This window comes from Nocardia sp. BMG51109 (genome assembly GCF_000526215.1).
Classification (GTDB): domain Bacteria; phylum Actinomycetota; class Actinomycetes; order Mycobacteriales; family Mycobacteriaceae; genus Nocardia.
The window spans coordinates 6,082,647-6,106,481 of record NZ_JAFQ01000004.1 but is presented as its reverse complement, the minus strand read 5'-3'; the positions used below and the strand labels follow the sequence as shown (position 1 = coordinate 6,106,481).

Annotated in this window: 25 protein-coding genes; 12 read left to right on the top strand and 13 right to left on the bottom strand. The window is 69.7% G+C overall.

Going from position 1 to position 23,835, the window contains the following annotated elements:
* Positions 1-472 precede the first annotated feature (472 nt).
* A complete protein-coding gene (locus tag D892_RS0129080) occupies positions 473-1,906 on the bottom strand; it encodes a lipase family protein (protein WP_024804609.1) in 1,434 nt (477 codons plus the stop codon).
* Positions 1,907-2,222: 316 nt separating this feature from the next.
* Between D892_RS0129080 and D892_RS0129075 the strand changes: the two genes are divergently transcribed.
* Positions 2,223-2,876: an SDR family oxidoreductase gene (locus D892_RS0129075; protein ID WP_024804608.1), complete on the top strand. Its 654-nt coding sequence runs from the start codon at positions 2,223-2,225 to the stop codon at positions 2,874-2,876.
* Between the two features lie 69 nt (positions 2,877-2,945).
* Here the strand turns inward: D892_RS0129075 and D892_RS0129070 are convergent, their stop codons facing one another.
* Positions 2,946-4,160, bottom strand: coding sequence for a lipase family protein (locus D892_RS0129070; RefSeq protein ID WP_024804607.1), 1,215 nt, complete (start codon positions 4,158-4,160; stop codon positions 2,946-2,948).
* 205 nt (positions 4,161-4,365) lie between these two features.
* Here D892_RS0129070 and D892_RS0129065 point away from each other — a divergent pair, with 205 nt between their 5' ends.
* The 4 genes from D892_RS0129065 to D892_RS42380 all read left to right on the top strand — a co-directional run bounded on the left by D892_RS0129065 (position 4,366) and on the right by D892_RS42380 (position 8,678).
* A complete protein-coding gene (locus tag D892_RS0129065) occupies positions 4,366-4,587 on the top strand; it encodes a hypothetical protein (RefSeq protein ID WP_024804606.1) in 222 nt (73 codons plus the stop codon).
* Positions 4,588-4,764: 177 nt separating this feature from the next.
* Positions 4,765-6,030, top strand: a complete 1,266-nt coding sequence (locus D892_RS0129060; RefSeq protein WP_024804605.1) for a CdaR family transcriptional regulator — start codon at positions 4,765-4,767, stop codon at positions 6,028-6,030.
* A 681-nt stretch (positions 6,031-6,711) separates the two neighbouring features.
* Complete coding sequence (locus tag D892_RS0129055; RefSeq protein ID WP_024804604.1) at positions 6,712-7,788, top strand: Vms1/Ankzf1 family peptidyl-tRNA hydrolase; 1,077 nt, start codon at positions 6,712-6,714, stop codon at positions 7,786-7,788.
* 11 nt (positions 7,789-7,799) lie between these two features.
* On the top strand, positions 7,800-8,678 hold the full coding sequence (locus D892_RS42380) for a hypothetical protein (RefSeq protein ID WP_024804603.1): 879 nt from the start codon (positions 7,800-7,802) through the stop codon (positions 8,676-8,678).
* Positions 8,679-8,739: 61 nt separating this feature from the next.
* Here the strand turns inward: D892_RS42380 and D892_RS0129045 are convergent, their stop codons facing one another.
* The 4 genes from D892_RS0129045 to D892_RS42375 form a co-directional block, all read right to left on the bottom strand.
* Complete coding sequence (locus D892_RS0129045; RefSeq protein ID WP_024804602.1) at positions 8,740-9,534, bottom strand: RNA polymerase sigma factor SigF; 795 nt, start codon at positions 9,532-9,534, stop codon at positions 8,740-8,742.
* Positions 9,524-9,955: an anti-sigma factor gene (locus D892_RS0129040; RefSeq protein WP_024804601.1), complete on the bottom strand. Its 432-nt coding sequence runs from the start codon at positions 9,953-9,955 to the stop codon at positions 9,524-9,526. Before D892_RS0129040 ends, D892_RS0129045 begins: the two co-directional genes overlap by 11 nt.
* A 119-nt stretch (positions 9,956-10,074) precedes the next feature.
* Positions 10,075-10,788 (bottom strand): PAS and ANTAR domain-containing protein, encoded by a 714-nt coding sequence (locus tag D892_RS0129035; protein ID WP_024804600.1) that lies wholly within the window; start codon positions 10,786-10,788, stop codon positions 10,075-10,077.
* Positions 10,789-10,873: 85 nt separating this feature from the next.
* Positions 10,874-11,269 (bottom strand): STAS domain-containing protein, encoded by a 396-nt coding sequence (locus D892_RS42375; RefSeq protein ID WP_024804599.1) that lies wholly within the window; start codon positions 11,267-11,269, stop codon positions 10,874-10,876.
* Positions 11,270-11,777: 508 nt separating this feature from the next.
* Between D892_RS42375 and D892_RS47105 the strand changes: the two genes are divergently transcribed.
* The gene (locus D892_RS47105) at positions 11,778-12,605 is read left to right on the top strand and encodes an aminoglycoside phosphotransferase (RefSeq protein WP_156959732.1); all 828 of its coding nucleotides are present in this window, start codon (positions 11,778-11,780) and stop codon (positions 12,603-12,605) included.
* Positions 12,606-12,901: 296 nt separating this feature from the next.
* On the opposite strand, the gene D892_RS0129015 is transcribed toward D892_RS47105, so the two are convergent.
* The 3 genes from D892_RS0129015 to D892_RS0129005 all read right to left on the bottom strand — a co-directional run bounded on the left by D892_RS0129015 (position 12,902) and on the right by D892_RS0129005 (position 16,325).
* A complete protein-coding gene (locus D892_RS0129015) occupies positions 12,902-15,244 on the bottom strand; it encodes a phosphoketolase (RefSeq protein ID WP_024804597.1) in 2,343 nt (780 codons plus the stop codon).
* A 186-nt stretch (positions 15,245-15,430) separates the two neighbouring features.
* Positions 15,431-15,682 carry a CsbD family protein gene (locus tag D892_RS0129010; protein WP_024804596.1) on the bottom strand — a complete coding sequence of 84 codons (252 nt, stop codon included), beginning with the start codon at positions 15,680-15,682 and terminating at the stop codon, positions 15,431-15,433.
* Between the two features lie 106 nt (positions 15,683-15,788).
* On the bottom strand, positions 15,789-16,325 hold the full coding sequence (locus D892_RS0129005; protein ID WP_024804595.1) for a DUF6328 family protein: 537 nt from the start codon (positions 16,323-16,325) through the stop codon (positions 15,789-15,791).
* A gap of 242 nt (positions 16,326-16,567) precedes the next feature.
* Here D892_RS0129005 and D892_RS0128995 point away from each other — a divergent pair, with 242 nt between their 5' ends.
* The 3 genes from D892_RS0128995 (at position 16,568) to D892_RS42370 (ending at position 18,611) form a co-directional block, all read left to right on the top strand.
* Entirely contained in the window at positions 16,568-17,389 is an 822-nt protein-coding gene (locus D892_RS0128995; protein WP_024804594.1) for a nucleotidyltransferase family protein, read from the top strand.
* A gap of 27 nt (positions 17,390-17,416) precedes the next feature.
* The gene (locus tag D892_RS0128990; protein ID WP_024804593.1) at positions 17,417-18,187 is read left to right on the top strand and encodes a metallophosphoesterase; all 771 of its coding nucleotides are present in this window, start codon (positions 17,417-17,419) and stop codon (positions 18,185-18,187) included.
* A 64-nt stretch (positions 18,188-18,251) separates the two neighbouring features.
* Positions 18,252-18,611, top strand: a complete 360-nt coding sequence (locus D892_RS42370; protein ID WP_156959731.1) for a hypothetical protein — start codon at positions 18,252-18,254, stop codon at positions 18,609-18,611.
* A 452-nt stretch (positions 18,612-19,063) separates the two neighbouring features.
* Here the strand turns inward: D892_RS42370 and D892_RS42365 are convergent, their stop codons facing one another.
* Complete coding sequence (locus D892_RS42365; RefSeq protein WP_084161275.1) at positions 19,064-19,585, bottom strand: DUF4142 domain-containing protein; 522 nt, start codon at positions 19,583-19,585, stop codon at positions 19,064-19,066.
* A 472-nt stretch (positions 19,586-20,057) separates the two neighbouring features.
* On the opposite strand from D892_RS42365, the gene D892_RS0128975 reads away from it, so the two are divergent.
* Positions 20,058-20,309: a hypothetical protein gene (locus tag D892_RS0128975; protein WP_024804590.1), complete on the top strand. Its 252-nt coding sequence runs from the start codon at positions 20,058-20,060 to the stop codon at positions 20,307-20,309.
* A 28-nt stretch (positions 20,310-20,337) separates the two neighbouring features.
* Here the strand turns inward: D892_RS0128975 and D892_RS0128970 are convergent, their stop codons facing one another.
* Both D892_RS0128970 and D892_RS0128965 read right to left on the bottom strand, forming a co-directional pair.
* A complete protein-coding gene (locus D892_RS0128970) occupies positions 20,338-21,225 on the bottom strand; it encodes a helix-turn-helix transcriptional regulator (RefSeq protein ID WP_024804589.1) in 888 nt (295 codons plus the stop codon).
* 91 nt (positions 21,226-21,316) lie between these two features.
* Positions 21,317-21,550 carry a DUF397 domain-containing protein gene (locus D892_RS0128965; RefSeq protein WP_051499195.1) on the bottom strand — a complete coding sequence of 78 codons (234 nt, stop codon included), beginning with the start codon at positions 21,548-21,550 and terminating at the stop codon, positions 21,317-21,319.
* A 479-nt stretch (positions 21,551-22,029) separates the two neighbouring features.
* On the opposite strand from D892_RS0128965, the gene D892_RS0128960 reads away from it, so the two are divergent.
* Positions 22,030-22,227, top strand: coding sequence for a hypothetical protein (locus D892_RS0128960; protein ID WP_024804587.1), 198 nt, complete (start codon positions 22,030-22,032; stop codon positions 22,225-22,227).
* Positions 22,228-22,402: 175 nt separating this feature from the next.
* Positions 22,403-22,684, top strand: coding sequence for a hypothetical protein (locus D892_RS0128955; protein WP_024804586.1), 282 nt, complete (start codon positions 22,403-22,405; stop codon positions 22,682-22,684).
* A 152-nt stretch (positions 22,685-22,836) separates the two neighbouring features.
* Here the strand turns inward: D892_RS0128955 and D892_RS0128950 are convergent, their stop codons facing one another.
* Complete coding sequence (locus D892_RS0128950; protein ID WP_024804585.1) at positions 22,837-23,736, bottom strand: class I SAM-dependent methyltransferase; 900 nt, start codon at positions 23,734-23,736, stop codon at positions 22,837-22,839.
* Positions 23,737-23,835: the final 99 nt, after the last annotated feature.

Below are 23,835 nucleotides of genomic sequence, written 5' to 3'. Positions count from 1 at the left end.
TCCAGACAGTCGTGACCGCGGCGTGTGCCCGCCGGGCGCCAGGGGGTGAGGTCACGCCCGGCAGGTGAATCCACTGCTGCGCACGCGCACCGCGCAACGGAGGGGTTGGATAGTCCACATGCCACGGTGCGACTGTGCGCCGACGGGCGGTCTTGTCGAAATCGGGGTCCCGCCCGACGGTGGGCCGGCCCGGCTACGAACCGGCGCCTCCTTCCTGGTCGGGTACGGTGTGCCGAAGCCAGGCGCGGCGCCGACCGCGCAAACACCGGCGCCGCGCTCATATCACGGTACGGCCACGGAAGCACCGCGGTCCCGGGACGCCAAGAATCCGATGACAATTCATGACGCCCGGGTCGTAATACTGGGGCCTGCACACAAATTCACGCGGGACAATTGACGGATAATTTCCGGTGCGCCCGGGACGGCCGATCCGGCGGGCGGGCTCGCGAAAGCCCGCCCGGCCGACCGGTGTTCAGCATTCGTTCGGTGCCGGAACGCCCTGCAGGCGCTGATCCACCCACAGCACGGCCTCCGGATAGCCGATGCCCGCGGCGGTGATGTGCTCGCCGAGGACGCTCCGGTAGACGGCGGGCACGCCCAGGTCACACTGTTCGCGATAGAGCGCGCGTGCCCCCTCGGCGGGGATCCACCACTCCTGTTCGCCGTTGTAGACATACAGCGGCACGGCCGATTTCATCCCCCGCATCCGGGTGACGTCGTAGATCTCGGTGGCGATCTCGCTGTGCAGCGGGTCGGGGATCTGCGAGGCCAGATCGATCGGCAGCATCAGCGCGCCCGGGATGGCGAAGGTGCCCGCGCAGGTGTCCTTCAGCGGCGAGATCGCCGCCCAGCGGGCGAGATTGTTCATCCGGGCCAGCATCTCCGGACGCTCCCGGGCGACGCCGAACGTGGCGGCCAGGAAGATGCCCGAGGCCAGGTTGGCGTTCATGCTGCGGCCCAGCATCTCGTAGTCGGCCGGCACGCCACCGAGCGCGGCGCCCACGATCGAGGCGGCGAGTTCCGGTGCGTAGGAATCGATCAGCGCGGCCGCGCCCCGGGTGGCGATGGCCCCGCCGGAGTAGCCGTGCATGGCGTAACGGCTCTCCGCGAACTCGCCGGCGGACAGATTGCGCGACGCGCGAATGGAATCCAGCACCGCGTGCCCCGCCACGTACGGCTCGGCGTACGCCATCCGCGGGCCCTCGTGATCGGGAATCAGCACCGCGTAGCCGCGCAGCACGGCCAGCTGAGTGGTCGGCGGGACGTATTCGGTGGTGCCGGAGTCCGGCGAGAATCCGTGCGACAGCGTGTAACTCGGTGTGCACTTGCGGCCGAGCGCATCGATGGGCAGGTTGTTCACCAGCACCGGGCGGCTGCCGGGACCGGTCCACGCGCCCACCGGGACGACCAGCGTCGCGGTCGCGAAGGACGGCGCGTCGTGCGCGTCGGTGGTGCGGAACTTCATCTGCAGCACCTGCCGCACGGGAACCAGCAGCATCGGCCCCGCGACCGCCGTGACATCGCGGACCTCGATCACGTCGCCGGGCGTGAAGGACTCCAGATTCGGCGGCCACACGTCGAACAGCGGATCGCCCGAATCCTTCGGCATCACCGCCTGCTGCAGCCGCTCCGCCTGCGAGCTCTGCGCCGGCGCCGGGGCCGTGCGCAGGCCCTGATCCAGGACGGTTCCGGTCTCCACCGGCGAGGGAGGCGAGCCGATCGGAGGTGGCGGGACGACCGCGTTGAGCCACTGTTGCAGTCCCGGCACCGGGGACGGAACCGACATCGCCGGTGGCGCGGGCGGCCCCGGAAGCGCGGGTATCGGTGGTGGTTGCCCCTGTGCCACGGCCGTAGCCGGTCCGCACACGATCAGCACCCCGGTGACGAGGACGCACCAGACACGCATGACTCACCCCCATGTGAGTTCACACCCGACCTCCGCCGAACGGTCCCGGCCCATTGACTCCCCGGGCCCGCCTGGTCAGGTGACTTAGAGAGTACCCAGACGGAATCGATTGCCCCTGCGGTGTATTCGTTTCGTAGGCATCGCGAGTCCGGTTCGATACCGGCGAGTAGGTCCGGGATACGTCCTGATACCGGCGGCCCGCCACGCGTGTCGTCCGCCTGCGGCACCCCGGACGAAACGGTCCGTAGGATTGCCGTGCGTTTCCCTCGCCGCGGCACCCCGTCGCGGCCTATTCGGACCGACGAAACGGAGGACCATGCGCATCGTCATCGCGGGCGGACACGGCAAGATCGCACTCCTGCTCTCGGAGGCGCTCACCCGGCGCGGCGACGAGGTGGCGAGCCTGATTCGCAACCCGGCGCACGCGTCGGAGGTGGTGGCGGCCGGGGCGCGGCCGGTGCCGATCGACCTCGAGGATGCCGCCGTCACCCAGGTCGCCACCGCGGTCGCCGGCGCCGACGCCGTCGTCTTCGCCGCCGGTGCCGGACCGGGCAGCACCGCGGACCGCAAGTACACCGTCGATCGGGACGGGTCGGTGCTGCTGGCGGAGGGGGCGGAGCAGGCGAAAGTCCGCCGCTTCGTGCAGATCTCGGCCATGGGCACCGACCGGACGCCGGATCCCGCCCGGGGCGAGGTGTGGGCCGCCTACCTCGAGGCGAAGCGCCAGGCCGAGGAGGACCTGCGCGCCCGCGACCTGGACTGGACCGTGCTGCGCCCCGGCCGCCTCACCGACGATCCCGGCACCGGCTCGGTCACGCTGGTCGAGGCGCCCGGCGAGTACGGAGCCGTCCCGCGCGCCGATGTCGCCGCCGTGATCGCCGAAATGCTCGGCGCCGGCACTACTTTCGGCAGGACGCTCGAGCTGGTGTCGGGCCCGACGGATATCGCCCGGGCCGTCGCGGAGGTCTGAGCCCGCCGCGCCGGCTCCGTCAGCGAATGCCCCGTCGGCCGACCACCCGGGGTCGGGTGTTCGCCCGGGTCAGCAGTTGCTCGGGGCCGGCGCCCCGTTCACCCGCCCGTCCAGCCAGCCCAGCACCTGCGGCAGTCCCAGCACCGCGGCGGTCAGATGGTCGGGCACCGGGATCGCCTCGGACTGCACTCGGACGCCGGCGGCGCACCAGCGCCGGTTCGTATTCTCGATGGAGTCGATCGGGACCAGTCCGTCGATCGGTGAATGCCATTCGAACACCGGCATATTCGGCACGCTCTCGTCGTAGAGCTCGAGGCTGTTCTCCTCCACCACCTTCCGGGCCTCCGGATCCTCGATCATCGAGGTGGTCTTGGCGAAGTCCAGCGCACCGCGCCCGGCGCCCGCGGCCAGCAGGTCGTTGGTGCAGCCGTTGGCGACCTGGTGACCCACCCGCAGGCCCTCGTCGTTGAGCTGATCGGAGATCGGGAAGCGGTCGGGATACTCGCGCTCGAGTCCGATCCCGGCCGCGAAGGCCAGCCCGAACACCGGATGCGCCCCGAAACCGAGCCCCTCCAGCATCTTCACCATATTCATCGGCACCCCGCCCGCCGCGGCGCCCGCGATGTGCAGGTCCGGCGCGTACTTCGGCGCGAGCGCGGCCGCCCACGCGGTCGCCATCCCACCACCGGAGTAGCCGGCCATCGTCACCGGGCTGCGCCCCAGCCGCAGCTGCTCCACCCGCTGCACGGCCCGGATCCCGTCCAGGGTGATCTGGCCGCCCAGCCGCGCTGCGCCGTACGCGAATTCGGGGCCGAGATGGTCCGGCAACGCGATCGTCCAGCCGCGCTGCAGCGCCACGTTGTAGCCGGGCGCCTCGCGCACCATCAGATTGGGATCGTCGGTGTAGAGGGTGTGCGAGATCGAGCACTCGGTGCCGAGCCCGTTGATGATGGTCTGATACGACAGCAGCGGCCCGTCCACGGCGCGCTTACGCGGCGCCAGCACCGTGGTGGTGGCCGCGATCGGCTTATCCTCCGAATTCGTGGACCGGAACTTGACCAGCCACACGTCCGTATCCGGAAAGACGGCCAGCGGCGGTAGTGCCCGGATGCCGAGCACGTCACCCGGCTGGTGCTCGGCGATATCGCCGGGCGCAGCATAGAACGGATCCGGATCTACGGCCGGATAGAACGGCTGCCCGGACGCGGCCCCGACCGCACCCGCCAACAGCACCAGGCTTCCGGCGCAGGCACCCACCACACGCCGAATCGCAAAGTTCGCCATGGCCGAAAATCCTAACCGGATCGAGGGCGGACCGCCCTGCGCCACACCGCGTCCTGAGATATCACAAAAGCCCCGGATATGAGGCTGTGTTGCGCGACGAATTCCGCCGGAACACCTGTTGATCGCGGTTACACCTAAGTACCTTCAATTGCGGCGCCGTCGCCGGCTCCACCGGCAGCGGCGCAGCAGGAGAAGGAGCACGGCCATGTACACAGCCGACACCGTCACCGAGGCGCCCACCCGGCGGGTGACCGTCTATTTCGACGGCCCCGAATCAGGCGACGAGCTGGTGCTCGAGTACTCCGCGACCCGCGCCGAGGCGTGGGAGTTCGCAGCCGCCGCGGTGCATTCGGGTCTGGCGGTCACCATCGACACGAAGGTGCGGCCGGGGATGCGCCCGCTGCCGTGCCGCAGCCTGTGGCACTGAGGTCGACGCCGAGACTCGACACCCAGGGGCGGCGCCTGATATTTGTGACTGCTCACAGCCTGCCGAGATCGAGCTTCGGATTCCGTACAGACGATCGGTGAATCGGCCGTGCGGCGGCGGTGCATAGTTAGTGTTAACCGCCGCATCAGATAAATCGGTGCGGAAAGGGAGACAGCGATGTCCATCGACAGCTCGTCCCGTTCGGGCCTCACCATTGCCGGGGCCCCGATCTCGTCACCGCTCAAGGACGTCTGGGCTTTATCGCGCCAGATGGTCGGGCATTTCGTCGAGAACGTCGCCCCCTGCGGCACACTGCCCGGCGACGCCATCTACGGCGACGTCACCACCATCACCCGGACCTGCCTCGAACTCGCCGTCGGCATGCTCGACGGCACCAACATTCCCGAGAAGATCGAGCGCTTGAAGGACGCCGCCGCCCAATGGGCCCGCGAGGGCGTGCCGATCGACACCATCCACCACGCCATCCACGAGGGCTTCAAAATCGGCCTCGAACTGGTGGTTTCGGGTTCGGCCGGACGCCAGCGCGCGGCCGCCGGCGACGGCGAGATGGTCATCACGCTCGCCGACTACGAATCCCTCATCGGCGGAGCCAAACTCGTCGTCGAAATGCTCGACACCATGACCACCGCCGTCTCCACCGCCTACGTCCGCGAACTCAAAGCCGTAGTCTCCGAACACCACACCGCCGTCCACACCCTCACCTCCGCACTCCTCGGCGGCCACCCCACCTCCACCATGGCCCGCGAATGCGGCATCGAGATCGCCGAGCGCTACCACGTCCTCGCCCTCGCCATACCCCCGCACCCCGACGAGTCCAACCCGGTGCTCGACGGCACCGTCGTCGCCCGCCGCAAGCTGCGGCGCCTGCAGGCCGAACTCGCCACCCGCTACAACCACACCCCCCTCTCCCTCCTCTCGGTGGACGGCGGCACCCTGCTCATCCCCACCCAGCACACCGACGACGCCGCGCTCGAAGCGCTCACCACCCACCTGTCGAAGGCCGCGCACGTCCCCATCACCGCCACCCTCGTCAGCACCCCCACCGACACCATCCCCACCGCCGCCGACCAAGCCCACCAACTCCTCGACATGGTCGCCCGCCTGCACAGCGAACCCGGCCTCTACCGCTTCGACGACCTCGCCCTCGAATACCAGCTCACCCGCCCCGGACCCGGCCGCGAATACCTCGGCTCCCTCCTCGAACCCCTCGACCACCACCCCGAACTCCTCGAAACCCTGCACACCCACATCGCCCACAACCTCAACCGCCAACGCACCGCCCGCCTCCTCCACGTCCACACCAACACCGTCGACTACCGGCTCAAACGCATCGGCCAACTCACCGGCTTCGACCCCACCCAGGCCAGCGGCCTGTGGTACCTGCGCTCGGCGCTCGTCGCGCGCACCTATCGCGCCGGCTGAACCGCCGGAGGCGCGTATCCGGCCGTCCGGCGGCGACATCCGTTCGCCCGAACGGTCATTCACGGTTCACGGTGAGAGAATGCCCACCGGACGGTCGATGAGCAGTTATCCGTCCGGTGGGCATACCGCCGTCCGGCAGCCGCGTTGGGGTCCGAGCAGGAGGGAGTCTGGGGTTTCCTGCCCGACGCGTCCGCGCGGCGCGGCGGCAGGCGCTCACCGGGCGGCGTTTTTCGGCGGGTTGGCCGCGTCCGGTGAGCGCACGATCTGAACGACAGTGTTCATGGGCGACAACGACAGTGTTCACGAGCAATGTTCACGGGCAACGTCGGGGGCGTTGCACGCACTCACCGTACGGCCCGGCCGCCGCGCCCGCGAACGCTCCGGCGGGCTCTGGTCGTTCTCATAGCCTCTGCCCGAACACGTTGGGAAGGCGCACAATTCAGTACGGCCCGAGCGATCGGCGGACCGCGCGTCCGGCCTGCCGTCGCGGACGAGCCGCCCGGATCCTCCCGCCTCGGCTCACCCGCAACGGGTCGTGACCGATCGCCGGCCCGTGACGACGGTGTCCGCCGCAGGGCTCCGGTTACCCGCGAATCGAGCGCACAAACACCCGCGTACCAGGCATCGCAAACGTCCGCACCAGCGATGATTGCCTCGGCGATCATCGGGTAACCGCCCCACGTGGCCATCACGAGTCTGTACGAGCTGACCGACTACGAGGGCCCCTTCGCGTCGGTCTATCTCGGCACGAGCAACGACACCGAGGACGCCGCCCAGCAACAGCGGCTGCGCCGCCGCGCGGTCCGCGCCGAACTCACCGAAAGCGGCGCGCCGGCACGGATTCTCGAGGCGGTCGACGAAGCCCTGGCGGCCCCGCCGCCCGGGCGGGCAGGGCAGGCGGTGATCACCGACCATGAGCACGTCCTGGTCGCCGAGCCGCTGCCGGTCCCGCCACCGCGCCCGGTGGTGCGGCTGTCGCCGCTGCCGTACCTGCTTCCGCTGCTGGAGCTGCGGCGGCCGCGCACCCCGTACGTGGTCGCCATCGTCGACCGGCACGGCGCCGACATCCGCGGCGTGGACGCCCGCGGCCACCGCATCGCGCACAGCATGAGCGGTACGGCCCATCCTCTGCACAAGGTCGGCGGCGGTGGACCGTCGCACAAATCCATCCAGCACCGCGTGGAGGACACCGTGCGCCACAACATCGCCGGCGTCGCGCACGAGGTCGGCCGGACGGCCGACCGGGCCGGCGCGACGCTGGTGCTGCTGTGCGGCGAGGTGACCGCGCGCACCGCGCTCGCCGATGCGCTGCCGCCGCACGGCCGCCGGGTGATACAGGTCGAAAGCGGTTCACGCGCAGCCGGATCCGACCGCGACGCGCTCGACCGCGACATCGAGCGGATCCTGCGCGAGGAGACCGAGCTGCGCCGCGGCGCGGTGGTGGAGCTGTTCGGGCAGGAGCAGGGGCGGATGCACGGCCTGGCGGCCCAGGGCCTGGCCGCGACCACGGCCGCGCTTCGCGAGGCCAACGCCGACACGCTGATCGTGGCCCCGGACGCGCTCGGCGACCGGGTGGTGTGCGCCGACCCGGATCCGACCCAGGTGATGCCGGCGGAGATGGCGCCGCCCCGCGCCCCGTCCCGGCGCGCCGACGAGGCGCTGCCCCTGGCGGCGCTGGCCGCCCGCGCCGACATCGTCATCACCGGCCCCGAGCATGCCCCGGCCGAGGGCGTCGGGGCCCTGCTGCGACACGGTTGAGGAGGTACGAGATGCACAGGGAGAGTTCGAAACACGGGCCCCGCCAGGACGATCAGCTGGCCCACGAGCTGGAGGGCACGTTGCGCGGCAACCGGTCCAGCCGCGCCGAGGAGTGGCGTGATCCGGAACCGCCCGCCGACGACGATCCGGAGACCGAGATACGCCCCGAGCTGACCGTCCCCACGCCGACGCCGGATCCCGTTCCGCCGGACCCGTTTTCGCCGCCGGTACCGGAGCCACCGCCGGACCCGGCACCGGAGCCACCCGGGCCGATCCCCGAACCCGTGCCGCCGGGCCCCGTCCCGGATCCGGGCCCGCCCGACCCGATGCCGAGTCCGGGCGCCACCGCGGCGATCCCGGACCACGGCGCCGCGGCCGCGGTTCCCGAACACGAATCGTCGGGCCCGATCGTCGATCTCGGACCGCAGGGACCGATCCCGAGCGCGGGGGTTCCCGATCCGCTCCCGAATCCGGGCCCGCCCGGGCCGGTACCCGGCCCGCAGGGCCCGACACCGAGTTCCGAACCACCGCAGCCGAACCCGCGGCCGCCCACACCGTCGGCGTATCCCGCGCCGAGCGGACCCGTCGGGAATCCCGTTGCACCGATGGCGAACCCGGAACCCAGGCCGCCCGGCCCGCCGGCCGAGCCACCGCTCCCGGGGCCCGGTCGCGATCCCGAACCACCGCGGCCGAACCCCAACCCGGAACCACCGCGGCCGAACCCGAACCCCGAACCGCCGTGGCCGAACCCGAATCCGGAACCACCGCGGCCCGATCCCCATCCCGAACCACCCCGGCCGCATCCGGAGCCCCCGCTACCCGGACCGGCACCGCATCCGGCTCCCCCGGACCCGTACGACCCGAGACCACCCGGACCAACGGCATTCTGACCGGACCCGGTCGGCGGCCTGCCGACCGGCCCGGCCGATGCGCTCGGTCCAGCGGCCTCGGTCAGTCCCGCAGCGCTTCCTCGCGCAACCAGGTGAGGGTCTTGGCGAGGATGCGGGACACGTGCATCTGCGAGATGCCCAGGGCGTCGGCTATCTGGGTCTGCGTCTTGGTCTCGAAGAACCGCATGATCAGCACCTGCTGCTCGCGGTCGGGCAGGTCGGCGATCAACGGCTTGACCGCCATGAACTCCTCCACCCGGTCGTACTTCGGCTCCGCCTCGCCGAGCACCTCGCGCAGCGACAGCGGGGTGTTCTCGCCGTCGTCGCCGGTCGCCGCCTCGAGCGAGGACATCTGATACGCGTTGCCGGCGATCAGCGCCTGGGTGACCTCCACCAGGTCCACATCCAGTTCGTCGGCGATCTCGCGCGCCTTCGGCAGCCGGCCGAGCCGCTGCGCGAGGGCGTCCACGGCGCCGCCGATGGACAGCTGAATCTCCTTGGTACGCCGGGGAACCCGCACCGCCCAGGTGTTGTCGCGGAAATGCCGGCGGACCTCGCCCATGATGGTCGGCACGGCGAACGACAGGAACGACGACCCGCGCTCGACGTCGAAACGGTCCACCGCCTGTACCAGTCCGACCCGCGCCACCTGGAGCAGATCGTCGAAGTTCTCGCCGCGCCCGGAGAACTTCCGGGCGATGTGCTCGGCCAGCGGCAGGCACAGCCCGACGATCCGCTCCCGCTCCGCCTCCCGGTGCGGGTCGTCCGGGTCCAGTGCGGCCAGCTTCGCGAATTCCGGTTCGATATTGTCGTAGCTGTCGCTGCCGCGGTGGCGGCGCCCGCGGTCACCCGCCATCGGCCTCACCCCGCACTCGGCTGAACTCGACCGTGACCGGGTATCCGTTACGCTCGGGATCGAACGAATCCGTCCGCGCCGCAACGGACTCGGTGATCGTTCGCAGCACGTGCCAGCCGAAACCGTGCTCGTCCAGCGCGTCCTCGACGGCCGCGAGGCCGGTGACCCGCACCGTCATCGCCCCGTCGTCGAATCCGAAATCGCATTCCAGCGACGATCCGGGCGCCGCCTCGGCGATCAACGCGGTCGCGATCTCGTCCAGCGCCACCCGGATGTCGGTGACCTCGTCCAGCGCGAAATCGCCGATCAGCGCGACGGTCTCGGCCAGCGCACGCAACATGGTGAGCTGCCCCAACTCCGCCGGCACCCGGACGCCGACGGTGGATGCCTGCAGCGAGGTCCCCGTAACCCACTCACTCATCGACGACACGTACCTCTCCTCCCACGCGGCGATCTCGCCGAGCCCGCGGACCTTGTTCCGATTCCGGTAGCCATATCATTGCGGCGTTACCCGAGAGCGTGCCCGCGAAACGTACCGATTCAGTCCTCGTGGATTCGGTCCTCGTGGACTCGGTCCTCGTCGACGCGCTCGTGCACGGTGAGCAGCACGTGGTCGAAGCGGCTGCGCGCGCCGGCCGTCCAGGAACTCAACGAGCGCATCTCCTCCACCAGCCGGTCGGCCAGGCTGCGCAGTTTCACGTTCGTCTCCTGCGACCGCCAGGTCAGAACCCGGAATGCCTGGTCGGCGCCGATGCCGTAGATCAGCATCAGCGCCCCCTTGGCCTGTTCGATCACCGCGCGTGCTTCGTACAGCTCCGGCAGCGTGCCGTTGAGCGTCTCCTGCCGATGCGCGTCCAGCGTCTCGGTCACGTCGACGTAGTAGCCGCTGGTACCGATCACCTTCTCGTCGTCGTCGACCATCCGATCGCCGACGACGAGCACGTGCCGCACCTGCCCGTGGACGTCGACGATGCGGTGGCGGCTCGAGAACGGCTCCGCCTCCTCGATCGACCGCGCGATCGAGGAGGCCACCTGCTCCCGGTCCTCCGGGTGCTTGTGCTTCAGCAACAGTTCCGTGGTCGGCTGCACCGACCCGGGCCCGTAGCCGTGCATGGCCGCGACCTCGTCGGACCATTCCCAGCGCTGGTCACCGAACCAGAACCGGAACGAGCCGACGTGCTGCGACTTTCCCGTTCCGATCACCTGCTCGAACCGGTGCGCGTTCTCCCGACGAGGTCCGCCACTGCGTGTCACTCCATGAGTATCCGCCCACGGCCGGGATCCGACACGCCCAACGGCGGGAGCGGCCGGAAACCGCTCCCACCGCCGCGTCGAGCGCCTACGCGTCCAGCGCGAGTTGCATACCGGCGTAGTAGCGGAACAGCGGGCGGACGCCGGTGATCTCCAGCACCCGCTCGATTTCGCGACGGCCGGACACGATGCGCAGATCCACGCCCGTGCCGGCGGCGGCCCGTTTCGCGACGGCCAGCCATCGCGCGATTCCGATGCTGAGAAATCGGGTACCGCGCAGATCGAGGACCACCGCCCGAGAACTGGCGGTCACGGCTTGGCCGACGGCCTGCCGGAATCCTTCGGCAACGGCCGCGTCGAGCTCGCCCTCGACTCGGACGATCGCGCAGCGCCGCCGCCAGTCGGGCAGGAGAGCCGGAGGTTGGTCGGCACGGTCGGGAGCCGCAGCATCGGCCGGGCGTTGCAGAACGGCAATCGCAGACATAATCAAGCCTCCCGTAATCGTCGGGGGATTGCCAGCTCCAGCGCGGAGACCTTGCCCGGGCGACCGGACAACGATCATCGGTATTCCTACGGACCGTCGACCGACTCGGCGGGCAGCTCCGTGTTCGAACCGGGGTCGGCTGTAGTCTCAACCTGACGACAGTCTGCCACGCTACGGGCTCGATGTCATTACGCGCACGTCCGCGCACCGCCGACCGGGGTGATCCCGCGGAATCCGGCATCCTTTCGAAAAGCACTGAGTCACTTGACCATCACCCGCGGCGGCCACCGGGCCGGCCGGGCAGCCGCCGCCCGCGCCGCGGGCAGGAAATCCGTTCACCCGGCTGTCACCCGCCGCGCCGCGGCGAACGGTCGGCTCGGCGATCCGAACCCGTTCACGGCAACCTTCCGGCCAGCGCGCAAACACACTTGCACGTACACCGCGAAATCCCTGGGTTCCGTGCCCGAGATCTCTTGCTAGCGTGCCGGTTTCGCGGTAGATGTTCGGGGTGACAGTCGATCGGGCGCAGACCTCCGCACAGCGGCGCAGCTGGGAGGAGCTACCCCAGGCCACCCGAACCGCGGCCGAGGCGCTCACCGGTCCGGTGCTACGCGCCGAATCGATCGTCGCCGGGTTCAGCAGCCACCTGGCGACCGTGCTGGAGACCGCCGAGGGCCGCACCTTCGTGAAGGGGATGCGGGTCGACGACCCGGAGGTGTGGACCCAGCACCGCGAGGCCGTGCTCGGTCCGCACGTCACCCCGATCGGGCCGCGGCTACGCTGGCAGGTCGCCGCCGGCGGCTGGGATCTGCTCGGATTCGACTATGTCCCAGGTCATTTCGCCGACTACCGGGTCGACGCCGACCTGGCGGCGACGGCCGCGGCGATGGCCGCCCTCGGGCGGCTGCCCTGCCCCGCCGAACTCGAGCTGAAGGATGCCGAGGTGCGCTGGGGCGGCTATCTCGCCGACCCGGCCGACGCCGCCCGGTTCGCGGGCGAGACCCTGCTGCACACCGATTGGAACTACAGCAACGTCATCGTCACCGAGACCGGCGCCCGGCTGGTCGACTGGCCGTGGGCCACCCGCGGCGCGTCCTGGATCGACCCGGGCTGCTGGATCGTCTGGCTGATCTTCGCCGGTCACGAACCCGCCGCGGCCGAGCGCTGGGCCGCCCGCGTGCCGGCCTGGCATCGCGCCGACACCACCGACCTGCGGGTGTTCGCCACAGCGCTGGCCGCCGAGTGGACCGCCACCGCCAACCGCAACCCCAACATCTGGACCCACGGCCTGCGCGACGCCGCCCGCCGCTGGGCCGACCACCACCGCCGCCCGTGAGCCTCGCTGTCGCGACCGGACAGGACAGGCCCCGGCGCGCGGTACGCGGCCCTCGGCGGCCCCTGCACGGCCTCGGCCCGCCCCGCCCTCGCTACGCGACCTCAGCGCGCGGCCGCCGCATGGGCCTCAGCGCGCCGCCCCCCGCTCGGACGCCGCGGCGATCGCGCCGTCCGGGTACTCGGCCGTGATCTGCCGGGCCGCTTCGGCCACCGCGGTCGTAAGGGCACTGCCGAATGCGCCGTACCGATCGAACGGCGTCGCGGCACCGACAGCGACGCCCCGCTACGACGACGGTTTCAACGGCGAGTCTCGCCCGCGGCCCATGTCCAGTCGGTGATCTCCGGCAGATCGCTGCCGGTGCGCTCCGCGTGCACGGTGTTGGCGTGCAGCCGATGCAGCAGGTGGGCGCGCAGGTGCCCGACCCGGTCGGCGACCCGGGGAACCTGTTCGAGCACCGACAGTGCCAGCTGGTAGCGATCGATGCCGTTCATCGCGCACATCTGGAACGGCGTCGTGGTGGTGCCGTTGTCGTGGAAGCCGCGCACGTGCAGCTGCTCGTGCCCGGGCCGGCGATAGGTGAGCTGGTGGATCAGCCACGGATAGCCGTGGAACGCGAACACCACCGGCCGGCCCGCAGCGAAGATCTCGGCATATTCGCGGTCGGTGATGCCGTGCGGATGGCGGTCCGGCGGGAACAGCCGGGCCAGATCGACCACGTTGACCACGCGCACGGCCAGATCCGGGACCAGCTCGCGCAGCAGTGCCGCCGCGGCGAGGGTCTCCTGGGTCGGCACGTCGCCGGCACACGCGAGCACCGCATCGGTCTCGCCGTCGCCGTCGGTACCGGCCCAGCTCCACACCCCGAGCCCGCGATCGCAGTGCTCGGCGGCCTGCTCACCCGAAAGATATTGCAGCGCGGGCTGTTTCCCGGCAACCACCACGTTCACCCGGCCGCGGCCGCGCAGGCAGTGGTCGAACACGTGCAGCAGGCAGTTGGCGTCCGGCGGCAGGTACACCCGGCACACCTCCGGGCGCTTGCTCAGCACGTGATCGAGGAATCCCGGATCCTGATGCGAGGCGCCGTTGTGGTCCTCCCGCCACACGTGCGAGGTGACCAGATAGTTGAGGCTGGGAATCGTTGTGCGCCAGTGGTATTCGGAGGCGCTGTGCAACCATTTGGCATGCTGCACCACCATCGAGTCCACGATGTGCGCGAACGCCTCGTAGGTGGAGAACACCCCGTGCCGCCCGGTCAGCAGATATCCCTCCAGCCAGCCCTGGCACAGATGTTCCGACAGCACCTCGAAGACCCGCCCGTCGGGGGAAAGCCGATCGTCGGCGGGCGCGGTCGCCTCCTGCCAGCGCCGCCCGGTGACCTCGAGTACCGCGTCCAGGCGGTTGGAGGTGTGCTCGTCGGGCGAGAAGAACAGCAGCCGACGGGGATTGGCGGTCAGGGCGTCGCGCAGGTAGCCACCGAGCACCCGGGTCGCCTCCGCCTGCCCGGTCGCGGGCGCGCCGACGTCCACGGTGTGCGCGCGGATGTCCGGTAGCCGCAGATCCACGCTGTCGCGGGCGTGCGCGTGCGGATTGTCGCTCATCCGCAGCGTGCCGTGCGGACACACCGAACCCACGGCGCCGGCCGGCTCACCGCCCTCGTCGAACAAATCCTCCGGATGGTAGGACCGCAGCCACTCCTCCAGCAGCGCACGGTGATACGGGTCCTCGCGCACCTCGGACAACGGGATCTGGTGCGCACGCCAGGTCCCCTCCACCGCCACCCCGTTCACCCGCGCCGGGCAGGTCCAGCCCTTCGGCGTCGCCAGCACGATCAGCGGGCGCTCGGCCCGTGCGCCGGAACGGATCTCGTCGATCCGCTCGAACGCGCCCTCCAGCGCGGTGGCGAACTGCTCGTGCACCTTGGCGGGATGATCGCCGGCCACCACCGTCGGCGCCCACCCGTGCGACCGCAGCAGGGCCGTCAGATCGTCGCGGCGCATCCGGGCGGGCACCGTCGGGTTGGCGATCTTGTACCCGTTCAGGTGCAGGATCGGCAGCACCGCACCGTCCTGGGCGGGATGCAGGAAGGCCGGGGCGTGCCAGCTCGCGGCCAGCGGTCCGGTCTCGGCCTCGCCGTCGCCGATCACGCACACGGCCGTCAGGTCCGGATTGTCCAGCGCGGCCCCGGTGGCGTGCGCGAGCGAATAGCCCAGTTCCCCGCCCTCGTGAATCGATCCCGGCAGATGCGGCGAGGCGTGGCTCGGTACGCCGCCGGGAAAGGAGAACTGCCGGAACAACTCCCGCATGCCGTCGACGTCGCGGGCCGCGGCGGGATGACGCTCGCCGTAACTGCCCTCCAGCCAGGCCGCCGCGTTCAGCCCGGCCGCGCCGTGCCCGGGACCGGCGACGAACAGCACCCGCCGGCCGTCGCGCACGATCAGCCGGTTCAGATGCGCGTAGATCAGCGTCAGCCCGGGCACCGTACCCCAGTGGCCCAGCAACCGGCCCTTGATGTGCTCGGGCCGCAGCGGCTCGGTGAGCAGCGGATTGTCCAGCAGATACAGCTGGCCGGCGGACAGATAGTTGGCCGCGCGCCACCACGCGTCGACGGCCTCGAGCCCGTTCGAGTTCGTCTTCGCCACGAATTGCCCTCCTCCCGGTTACCGCACCACTTCCCTACCGCCGGACCCGCCCTACCGCCGTACCCGCGGGTCCCTCGCTCACACCCGGCCGGTCCGGACGGGCGCGATCTCGGCACGGCGTCCCGACGGCAAGCGACTGCCCGGCCTCGATGCCGGGCAGCCCTGTTCCACGCCGGGCGGCCGCCGTCAGCGGTCGTTCCGCTGATAGGCGCGCTGGCGCTGTTCCTCGACGTCCGCCTTGATGCGTTCCTTCTCGGCCTCGGCCTCGTGCTCGGCGGCCTCGCGCTGCGATTCGGCGCGCTCCTGCTGGGAACGGCCCTCCTCGCGCATGTCGTCGTTGTCGAGCAGAGCACCGGCGACCTCCTTGGTCTTACCCTTCGCGCCCTCGACGGCGCCCTCGATGCCTTCGCGGATACCGCTCCTGTCCTGATCGGTCATGACATTCACCTCCGGCCTCTCGGTCCACTCGGGTGGTTTCACCCGACGCCCACGATCTACCCGGAAACATCGCACCGAAACACCCTGTGCGACAACGTGATTCATACTACGATTGCCGATCGTCGTCCGGATCGGAGATGCGGCGCTGCCACCACGGATGGACCACCCAGACCGCGGCGAACACGACCGCGAACGCCGACCCCGCGATCGCTCCCGCCGGCGGACCGGCCACCACCTCGAAGATCAGCACCGCCACCCCCGTCAGCGCGAGACCGAGCAGCGCCAGACCGGCGATCGCGAACCGGTGCGCACCGGCCACCGCCCGCGCCAGCCGGCGCCGGCGGAACAGGATCCGGTGCGCCGACACCGGCGCCACCAGAAATACCGTCGCCCCGATCGAGGCGGCGACGGTGCCCAGATACACCCGGCGCAGCGGCTCGGACAGCTGCTCGAATCGGTTCTGGAACGGCAGGGTCAGCAGGAGTCCGGTCAGCAGCTGCACGCCGGTCTGGACGACGCGTGTCTCCTGGATCAGCGTGGCCCAGTTGCGGTCCTGCCGCTGCGACTCCGTCTCGTGCCGCGCCCGCCGGTTCCAGCCCGGAGTCGCCTCGGCGGGCGCGCCCACGGTATCGGCATCGCTCACCTCGCGCCTCCTTTCGATGCGAACAGGCCCGGTCGCATTGGTTCGCGTACCCGCTACGACGATGCCCAATCGGCCACCGGCGAGCCGACCACCACACCCGATCGGCCACCGGCCAGCCGACCACCACACCCGATCGGCCACCGGCCAGCCGACCACCACACCCGATCGGCCACCGGCCAGCCGGTCGCCGTGGGCATCCGCCGACCACGATTAGCCGGGTTCCGGCCGGGTAGGCCCCCAGCATGGTCAAGACCATCGACCAACTGCTGCTGACCCTGACCCGGGTCGTGAACGCCCTGCTCGACCGGGGGATCCCGTTCGCGGTCGCCGGCGGGTGCGCCGCCTACGCGCGCGGCGGCCCGGCGTCGGATCACGATGTCGACCTCTTCGTGAAACCCGCAGACGTCGACGGGGCCCGGCAGGCGCTCGCCGACGCCGGGCTGCGGCTGGTCGACCCGGCCGAGGACTGGCTCACCAAGGCCTACGACGGAGACACCCTGGTGGACCTGATCTTCCGGCCCAACTACCGCACCGTCACCGACGACCTGCTCGCCCGGGCGCACTGGATGCGGATCGGCCCGACCGCCGCGCCGGTGGTCAGCGGCACCGATCTGATGATCGACAAGATCATGGTGCTCGATCCGCACCGGCTCGATCTCACCGGCCTGCTGAACATCGCGCGCGGGCTGCGCGAACAGGTGGACTGGTCGCGGGTGCGGGCCGAGACCGCGATGTCGCCGTACGCCCGGGCCTTCCTGGGCCTGCTCGACGATCTCCGCGTCAGCGACAAGGGAGGCACGATGACCGACCATCCGGATATGTTGCCGCAGTACCTCGTGGCGAATCTGCGCCGCGCGTTCGCCGAGGATCCGCGCACGGCCGAACTCGGTGTGCACGTGACGATCCGGGGCGACGTGGTGGTGCTCAGCGGCGAGGTGACCAGCGAGCAGCGGCGCCGGCAGCTGCGGGAGGTGGTGCACGAGCAGGCGCCGAAACTGCGCGTGCACAACGATGTTCGCGTCACCAGCTGCGCGGCGCCGACCGACCGCGAACAATTGGACTGATTTCCCGTCCCACAGGAGGTTTCGGTCATGCGCATCGCCGCCGTCGGTGACATCCATCTCGGTCCCGAATCCGCCGGGCTGCTGCGCCCGGCACTGGCCGAACTCCCGCACCTCGCCGACGTCCTGCTGCTCGCCGGCGACCTCACCCGGCACGGCACCCTCGACGAGGCCCACGTGGTCGCCACGGAGTTCGAAAATCTGGGCGTTCCGGTGATCGGGGTGCTCGGCAACCACGACCACCACAGCGACGCCCAGGACGACATCACCGCATTGCTCACCGAGCACGGCATCACGATGCTGGAGGGCTCCGCCACCACCGTCCCGGTCGGCGGTCACACCCTGGGCGTGGCCGGCACCAAGGGCTTCGGCGGTGGTTTCGCCGGCAAATGCGCGAGCGTCTTCGGCGAACGGGAGATGCGCGAATTCGCCTCGCACACGGTCGATCTCGCGCAGTCGCTGCAAGCGGCGATGTGCGGCCTGCACACCGACGCGGTGGTGGCGCTCACGCACTACTCCCCGATCGGCGACACCCTGCACGGCGAGCCCCTGGAGATCTATCCGTTCCTCGGCTCCTATCTGCTCGGCGAGGCGATCGACGAATGCGGGGCCGACCTGGCGGTGCACGGGCACGCCCACGCCGGCTGCGAGAGCGGCACCACACCGGGCGGCGTCCGGGTGCGCAATGTCGCCCAGCCGGTCATCCACGCGGCCTTCGCCGTCTACGAACTGTCCGTCGCACCACATCGGAACGGATCGTCCCGTGCTCTCCGCACGGGAACGGCTCCCCCCGTTCGATGACCACAGAATCGGCTCGCCGTTCGACCACCACGGAAACGGCTACCGCACAGGAGGTACACCGGTGATGACAGAAACACCCGCAGGCGGGCCGTCCGAGCGACCGCCCCGACCCACCCTGTCCGACTCCCCCGGCGCCGGGCCGCGCCGCCGCTACTCCCCGGACACCAAGCGCACCAGCCGCTCTCGCGCCGGCGAATCCGTCGCCGACGCGCGCAACTGGCCGGGGATGACCCTGATCGCCGTCGGCCTGGTCGCCCTCGCGGCCACCCTCACCGCCGCGGGCTACGGCTTCACCGGCTGGACCGTCGTCGGCGCCGTGGTCGCCGCGGTCTGCCTGATCGGCGGCGCGACGCTGGTCGTCGTCGAACACCGCCGGATCAGAGCGCACGAGGGCGACCGGCTCCGCGATCCGGGCGGTCACTGAGCGGAGCGGATCGTCGGCACCGGGCGGAGTGGGTCGCACCACCGGGCGAAGCCGCTCGGCACCACCGGGCGAAACGGACCCGAGCGGTCACCGAGCGGAGCGGATCAATCGTTCGAGCGGAGCGGATCAGTCGTTCGAGCGGAGCGGATCAGTCGTTACCGAGCGGAGCGGCGGTGTAACCCGTTACCGAGCGGATTACCGAGCGGAGCGGCGGTGTAACCGAACTGTGCTGCGGTGTGACCGAGCGCAGCGGCGGAGCGCTGCCCGATGGCGGCCCGCACGGGCGCCGACGTCACCGGCTCCGAGGGGCGACCGATCGCGTGCGGTCGTCCGGACCGCACGCGACCCGGCATTCGCCGCTCAGCAGTTCGGCATTCGCCGTTCAGCGGCTCTGTACCGGCAGCGCCTCAGCACTGGCCGCCTCAGCACTGGCCGCCTCAGCACTGGCCGCCTCAGCACTGGCCGAGGGCCGTCCGGATCTCGGCCAGATGCTCCTCGACGATCGGCGTCGCCTGTTCGGCCACCGATCGCACGTCCGGTGTCGTGCTCGCGGCCAGCGCTTGTCGGCCGTCCCGCAGGGCGGCCAGATGCCCCTGCTCCTGGGACTGCAGCCAGGCGATGTCGAAGTCGCGGCCCAGCTTCGTCGAGGTGGCCGCCAGGGTCTGCTGCTGCTCGCCGTTCGGCAGCAGCGGCAGCATCACGCCGGTTCGGGCGGCCACCGTCGTGACCATCCCGTCGAGCCGGCTGTGGTCGGCGACGAACGTCGACCCCAGCCGCTGCACGGCCGGGCACGACGCCATGGCCGCAGCCCGGCCGCCGGCGGCCATCTCGGTGAGATTGGTCTGATGCGCCGCGGCCAGATAGTCCTGGTCCGACTGCGCCGCCGCCGGGTCCGCATTCGCCACACCGGCCGCGCCGGCCCCCATCACCAGGGCCGATACTCCCGCGATCAGCATTCGTCGTGGTGTCACCATGCTGCCTCCTTGTCGAAACGGGTTCCCCCGCTTCGCGATTGCCCAGGATCACGGCGAATACGCGCAGACCGTGCGACAGGTTTCCTCCTCGATTCCGCCCGGGATGATCATGTCCGGGCGCGCCCGCAAATACCTGGAACAGGGGTACCAAGATCGACCAGAGATCACCCGCGGACGGTGTCGCACGATCATTGCCGCAATCCAGCCGACATCTTTCGGCCGCGTGAGACGCGACACACCGGCTCGGAGAACCGATCCGACCCGCCCGACGCCTTCGAATAGCAATCAACCAGCACTCGAAACATGCACTGCGAGTTCATATTCGATGTTGCAGATGTACTTGCATATGCTCGCTACGCCGCCCTAGACTCGTCGTGCAAGGCACTACAGGGGACTAACCAGTGAGCCGTAGGGTGAACCGGAGGTCAATTTCCGCCATCGGTTTCCTCACGGCCTGGCGTCAGGGGCTCGTATGAACCAGCCAATGGGTCTCGGCCGGCTCGGACTTATGGATAGGGACCGGACCGAGCACCACCACTACTCGCGGGAAACCGCAACACGATTCGTCATCGACGCGGTCGAATCCACCGGCGCGGCCACCCGGGACGATTTCGATATCGAGCGCATCGTCAGCACGGCGCACGCCATGGTGAACGATTGGGATTTCGACACGATGCACCCGGACGCGTTCTGGCGCATCGCGTCCAGCTTCATCCGGCAGTAAGTCGATCGGCGGCCCTCGCGCGCCGTCGTCACAACGCCGCGGCCGCCTCTTTCAGCATGACTCGCGACCGCGCCGGCGCCTCGGCCTGAACGCTGAGCCGATCCATGACCTGCCGGTACAACTCCAGATCCTGCTGCCGGTCCAGGTACAGGGCGCTGGTCAGCTGCTCCATGTACACGATGTCGGGCAGCTCCGGCTCCGCGAAGCGCAGCATCGTGAACGAACTGCCGACCGCCGCATGCCCGCCCGCGGCGTAGGGCAGCACCTGAATCGTGACGTTCGGCCGGTCGGACATGTCGATCAGGTGCTCGATCTGCTCCCGCAGCACCTCGTTGCCACCGATCGGCCGGTGCAGAACGGCCTCGTCCAGGACCGCCCACATGGTCGGCCCGCCGTGCCGCTCGAGAATCTCCTGGCGCCGCTTGCGCAGTTCGACGCGCCGCGCCGACTCCGAACTCTCGTGCCCGAGCGCGACCACCGCGCACATGTAGTCCTCGGTCTGCAACAGGCCCGGAACCAGTTGATTCTCAAAGGTTCTGATCGACTTCGCGGCGTGCTCCAGGCCGAGATAGGTCTCGAACCAGGACGGCAGAAGATCGTTGTAGCGATGCCACCACCCCGGCTGGTTTGCCTTGCGAACCAGATCCAGGAACATTTCCCGCTGGTCGGGATCGCTGACGCCGTACAGCGACAGCAGATCGCGAATATCGCGTTCCTTGAACCCGGTTCGGCCCAGCTCCAGGCGACTGATCTTGGCGTGTGAACCGCGAATGTGCTCACCCGCGGCTTCACGGGAGATACCGGTATCTTCCCGCAGTTTGCGGAGTTGCCCCCCGACCGCGATCCGAAGCGCAGTCGGACCACGGTCGGCGGCAAGCGAATCCGCATGGCCGATCCGGACGGGTTCTCCGATCATGAGTCCTACTCCGATGCTCGAGGATCACCGGCAGTGAAGTCTCAACCCACCTCGTCGCAGACCGCACCGCGCCGAAGGCCAATGTTACCGCTCAGCGCGCTAAATCGTCGAATTCCCCGCTCTTCGCGCCGCGCAGGAAGGCGTCGATCTCCGGGCGCGTGTAGACCAGCACAGCGCCCTCGGGATCCCGCGAATTGCGCACGGCGACCAGGCCGTTGGCCAGATCGGCGACTTCCACGCAGTTTCCGCTCGGGTTGCTGAACGTACTCTTGCGCCAACTCAAATCGGACGGGCGACCAACACCCATCGCCGCTGTATCGCTCATTGCTCTCTCCCTGCTCGGTAATGCTGACCTCACCGCCAGGAACGGCAGGTCGGTGTTTGCAGATGTTCGCGCAAATGTTCTTGCAGTTGAACTGACACTCAGACGATAGCACGCCAGTTGCCCGCAATCGACCCCTGTGACATATCGGAACCATAAGGGCGGCAAGAGTATTGATCTTGGCTGGCTCACCCGGTATCGGTTCGCACATCCGGATCTTTTTGCCCGACCGGTCGGTTCTGTCCCAATACATCCGGATCCGAGCGGCCGCCGGCCCGCAAACCACCGAAACCGCACTTTTGCGAAATACGACACGGCGTTCGCAGACACGCCGATTCGATTGTGCAGATGTACTTGCATCTGCACGGCGCATGAGCATAGGGTGAATTCCAACGCGAATGGCCGGGCAGCGTACGGATCGATTGGGAGCCCCGCGCCGAGCGTCGCCAGCCCTACTCTCCGCGAACGGTCAGAGGCATCCCATGAAGCATCTGCTGCAGTATTCCGGTACTCGCGATTCCACCGTGGGTGCCGATACCTCCGACGACTGTGCCGACGAGCCCTGCAATCTCACCTACCGCCGGGCCCGCACGATCCTGCGCGCACACGACCGGCACGTGGGCTGCCGCCAATGGGTCGCGGCCGCCGCCTATCTCTCCGCCGGCCTGGACGACGAATAGCCATCGGGCGGGGGCCGGCTCGACATCGATCGCGCCGAGCCGTGCGTGGGCGTCAAGCCTTCTGAATTCGAAATCCGCGCGCGGCCAACACATCCGTGCTGCTCCGCATCGTTCTGCACCCTCCGGTACGCCCTACTATGGAGGAGACGGCACAGTCACGCGGAACGAGTTCGGCATGATTCTCCATACCGCACACGAGATCATCCTGGCGCAGGTGATGAACCCGACGCCCGAGACGCCCCCGGCCGCGGACAAGCTGCTGAAGCTAGTCCGCTACTTCACCTGGTTCGTCCTGTTGTCCGGCACCACCGCGATCATCTACGCCGGTGGCAGATTCGCATGGGAGAAGTGGAGCGGCGGCGCGCTGCAATCACCGAAAATGGTGGCCGGCGCCCTCGTCGGTGGCGTGCTGGCGACCAGCGCCGGGACCATCATGAACTCGGTTGTGGGACAGTAACTTCCGGTACAGTGGTCAGGGCCACAGCGCCGCGCGCTCAGGACCACAGCGCGGTGACGCTCAGGACCACAGCGCGGTGACGCTCAGGACCACAGCGCGGTGACGCTCAGGACCACAGCGCGGTGACGCTCAGGACCACAGCGCGGTGACGCTCAGGACCGCACCGCGGTGACGAGGCTGACCAGGTTGGACACCACCCCGCCGGCGGGCTGATCGACCGGGGCCGGGCGGCCGTGGGCGCGCAGATATTCCGGCACGTCGACGCGCTCGGCCGTCCAGCCGCGGGCGGTGAACCAGGCCGCGGCCTCGCTGCGCGGCTCGTTGTAGATCATCTGCAGCCACTCGGTGCGCGCCTGCTCGTTCTCGTCGGACTGCCGGCCGATCGCCTCGGCGGCCGCCTCGGACACCTGATCCATCTGCTCGATCGCCACCCGGCTGCCGGGAGCACTCAGTGAGTGGACGGTCTCGAACAGCTGCTCCACCTTGTCGGCGGGCAGATAGATGAGCAGGCCCTCGGCCAGCCACGCGGTGGGCACGGACGGATCGAAACCGCTGTCGCGCAGCGCCTGCGGCCAGTCGTCGCGCAGGTCCACCTGGATCTCGCGGCGGTCGGCGCGGGGCTCGTCGCCGTTGCCGGCCAGCACCTCGCGCTTGAAATCGAGCACCTGCGGCCGGTCCAGTTCGTAGACGACCGTGCCGTCCGGCCAGGCCAGCCGGTAGGCGCGGGCGTCCAGCCCGGCGGCCAGGATGACCACCTGCCGCACGTCCTCCGCCGTCGCCGCGCGGATGTAGTCGTCGAAATATCTGGTGCGGGCGGCCTGGAACTCCTGGAAGTCCTTGCCGAACTCGGTCTCGGTCAGCGGATGGCCCGGCGCCTCGCCGTCCAGCAGCGCCGCCCATTCGGCTCCCGCCGCGCGCAGGAAATCCTCCGCGAACGGATCCTCCGCCAGGGCTCCCGGCTCGTCACCCGCCAGGGCGCGCGCCGCGGCCACGAACAGCGCCGTCGATCCGACACCGGTCTTGATGTCCCACGTATCTCCCTCGGTACGCATGATCGACAACCTACCTCCCCGGCGCTCCGCGAGCATCCGAACGTTCGCGCGCTTTCGTGCCGCGGGATACGAATCCCGCCACACCACAGCCTGTTTCAA

Coding starts and splice junctions, on each gene's coding strand:
- D892_RS0129060 (WP_024804605.1), top strand. CDS start 4,765: ATGTCCATCGACAGCTCGTCCCGTTCGGGCCTCACCATTGCCGGGGCC.
- D892_RS42370 (WP_156959731.1), top strand. CDS start 18,252: ATGACAGAAACACCCGCAGGCGGGCCGTCCGAGCGACCGCCCCGACCC.
- D892_RS0129040 (WP_024804601.1), bottom strand. CDS start 9,955: ATGAGTGAGTGGGTTACGGGGACCTCGCTGCAGGCATCCACCGTCGGC.
- D892_RS0129010 (WP_024804596.1), bottom strand. CDS start 15,682: ATGACCGATCAGGACAGGAGCGGTATCCGCGAAGGCATCGAGGGCGCC.
- D892_RS0128965 (WP_051499195.1), bottom strand. CDS start 21,550: ATGAGCGATACAGCGGCGATGGGTGTTGGTCGCCCGTCCGATTTGAGT.
- D892_RS0129080 (WP_024804609.1), bottom strand. CDS start 1,906: ATGCGTGTCTGGTGCGTCCTCGTCACCGGGGTGCTGATCGTGTGCGGA.
- D892_RS42380 (WP_024804603.1), top strand. CDS start 7,800: ATGCACAGGGAGAGTTCGAAACACGGGCCCCGCCAGGACGATCAGCTG.
- D892_RS0128950 (WP_024804585.1), bottom strand. CDS start 23,736: ATGCGTACCGAGGGAGATACGTGGGACATCAAGACCGGTGTCGGATCG.
- D892_RS0129070 (WP_024804607.1), bottom strand. CDS start 4,160: ATGGCGAACTTTGCGATTCGGCGTGTGGTGGGTGCCTGCGCCGGAAGC.
- D892_RS0128990 (WP_024804593.1), top strand. CDS start 17,417: ATGCGCATCGCCGCCGTCGGTGACATCCATCTCGGTCCCGAATCCGCC.
- D892_RS42365 (WP_084161275.1), bottom strand. CDS start 19,585: ATGGTGACACCACGACGAATGCTGATCGCGGGAGTATCGGCCCTGGTG.
- D892_RS0128995 (WP_024804594.1), top strand. CDS start 16,568: ATGGTCAAGACCATCGACCAACTGCTGCTGACCCTGACCCGGGTCGTG.
- D892_RS0129065 (WP_024804606.1), top strand. CDS start 4,366: ATGTACACAGCCGACACCGTCACCGAGGCGCCCACCCGGCGGGTGACC.
- D892_RS0129045 (WP_024804602.1), bottom strand. CDS start 9,534: ATGGCGGGTGACCGCGGGCGCCGCCACCGCGGCAGCGACAGCTACGAC.
- D892_RS0128955 (WP_024804586.1), top strand. CDS start 22,403: ATGATTCTCCATACCGCACACGAGATCATCCTGGCGCAGGTGATGAAC.
- D892_RS42375 (WP_024804599.1), bottom strand. CDS start 11,269: ATGTCTGCGATTGCCGTTCTGCAACGCCCGGCCGATGCTGCGGCTCCC.
- D892_RS0128960 (WP_024804587.1), top strand. CDS start 22,030: ATGAAGCATCTGCTGCAGTATTCCGGTACTCGCGATTCCACCGTGGGT.
- D892_RS0128970 (WP_024804589.1), bottom strand. CDS start 21,225: ATGATCGGAGAACCCGTCCGGATCGGCCATGCGGATTCGCTTGCCGCC.
- D892_RS0128975 (WP_024804590.1), top strand. CDS start 20,058: ATGAACCAGCCAATGGGTCTCGGCCGGCTCGGACTTATGGATAGGGAC.
- D892_RS0129075 (WP_024804608.1), top strand. CDS start 2,223: ATGCGCATCGTCATCGCGGGCGGACACGGCAAGATCGCACTCCTGCTC.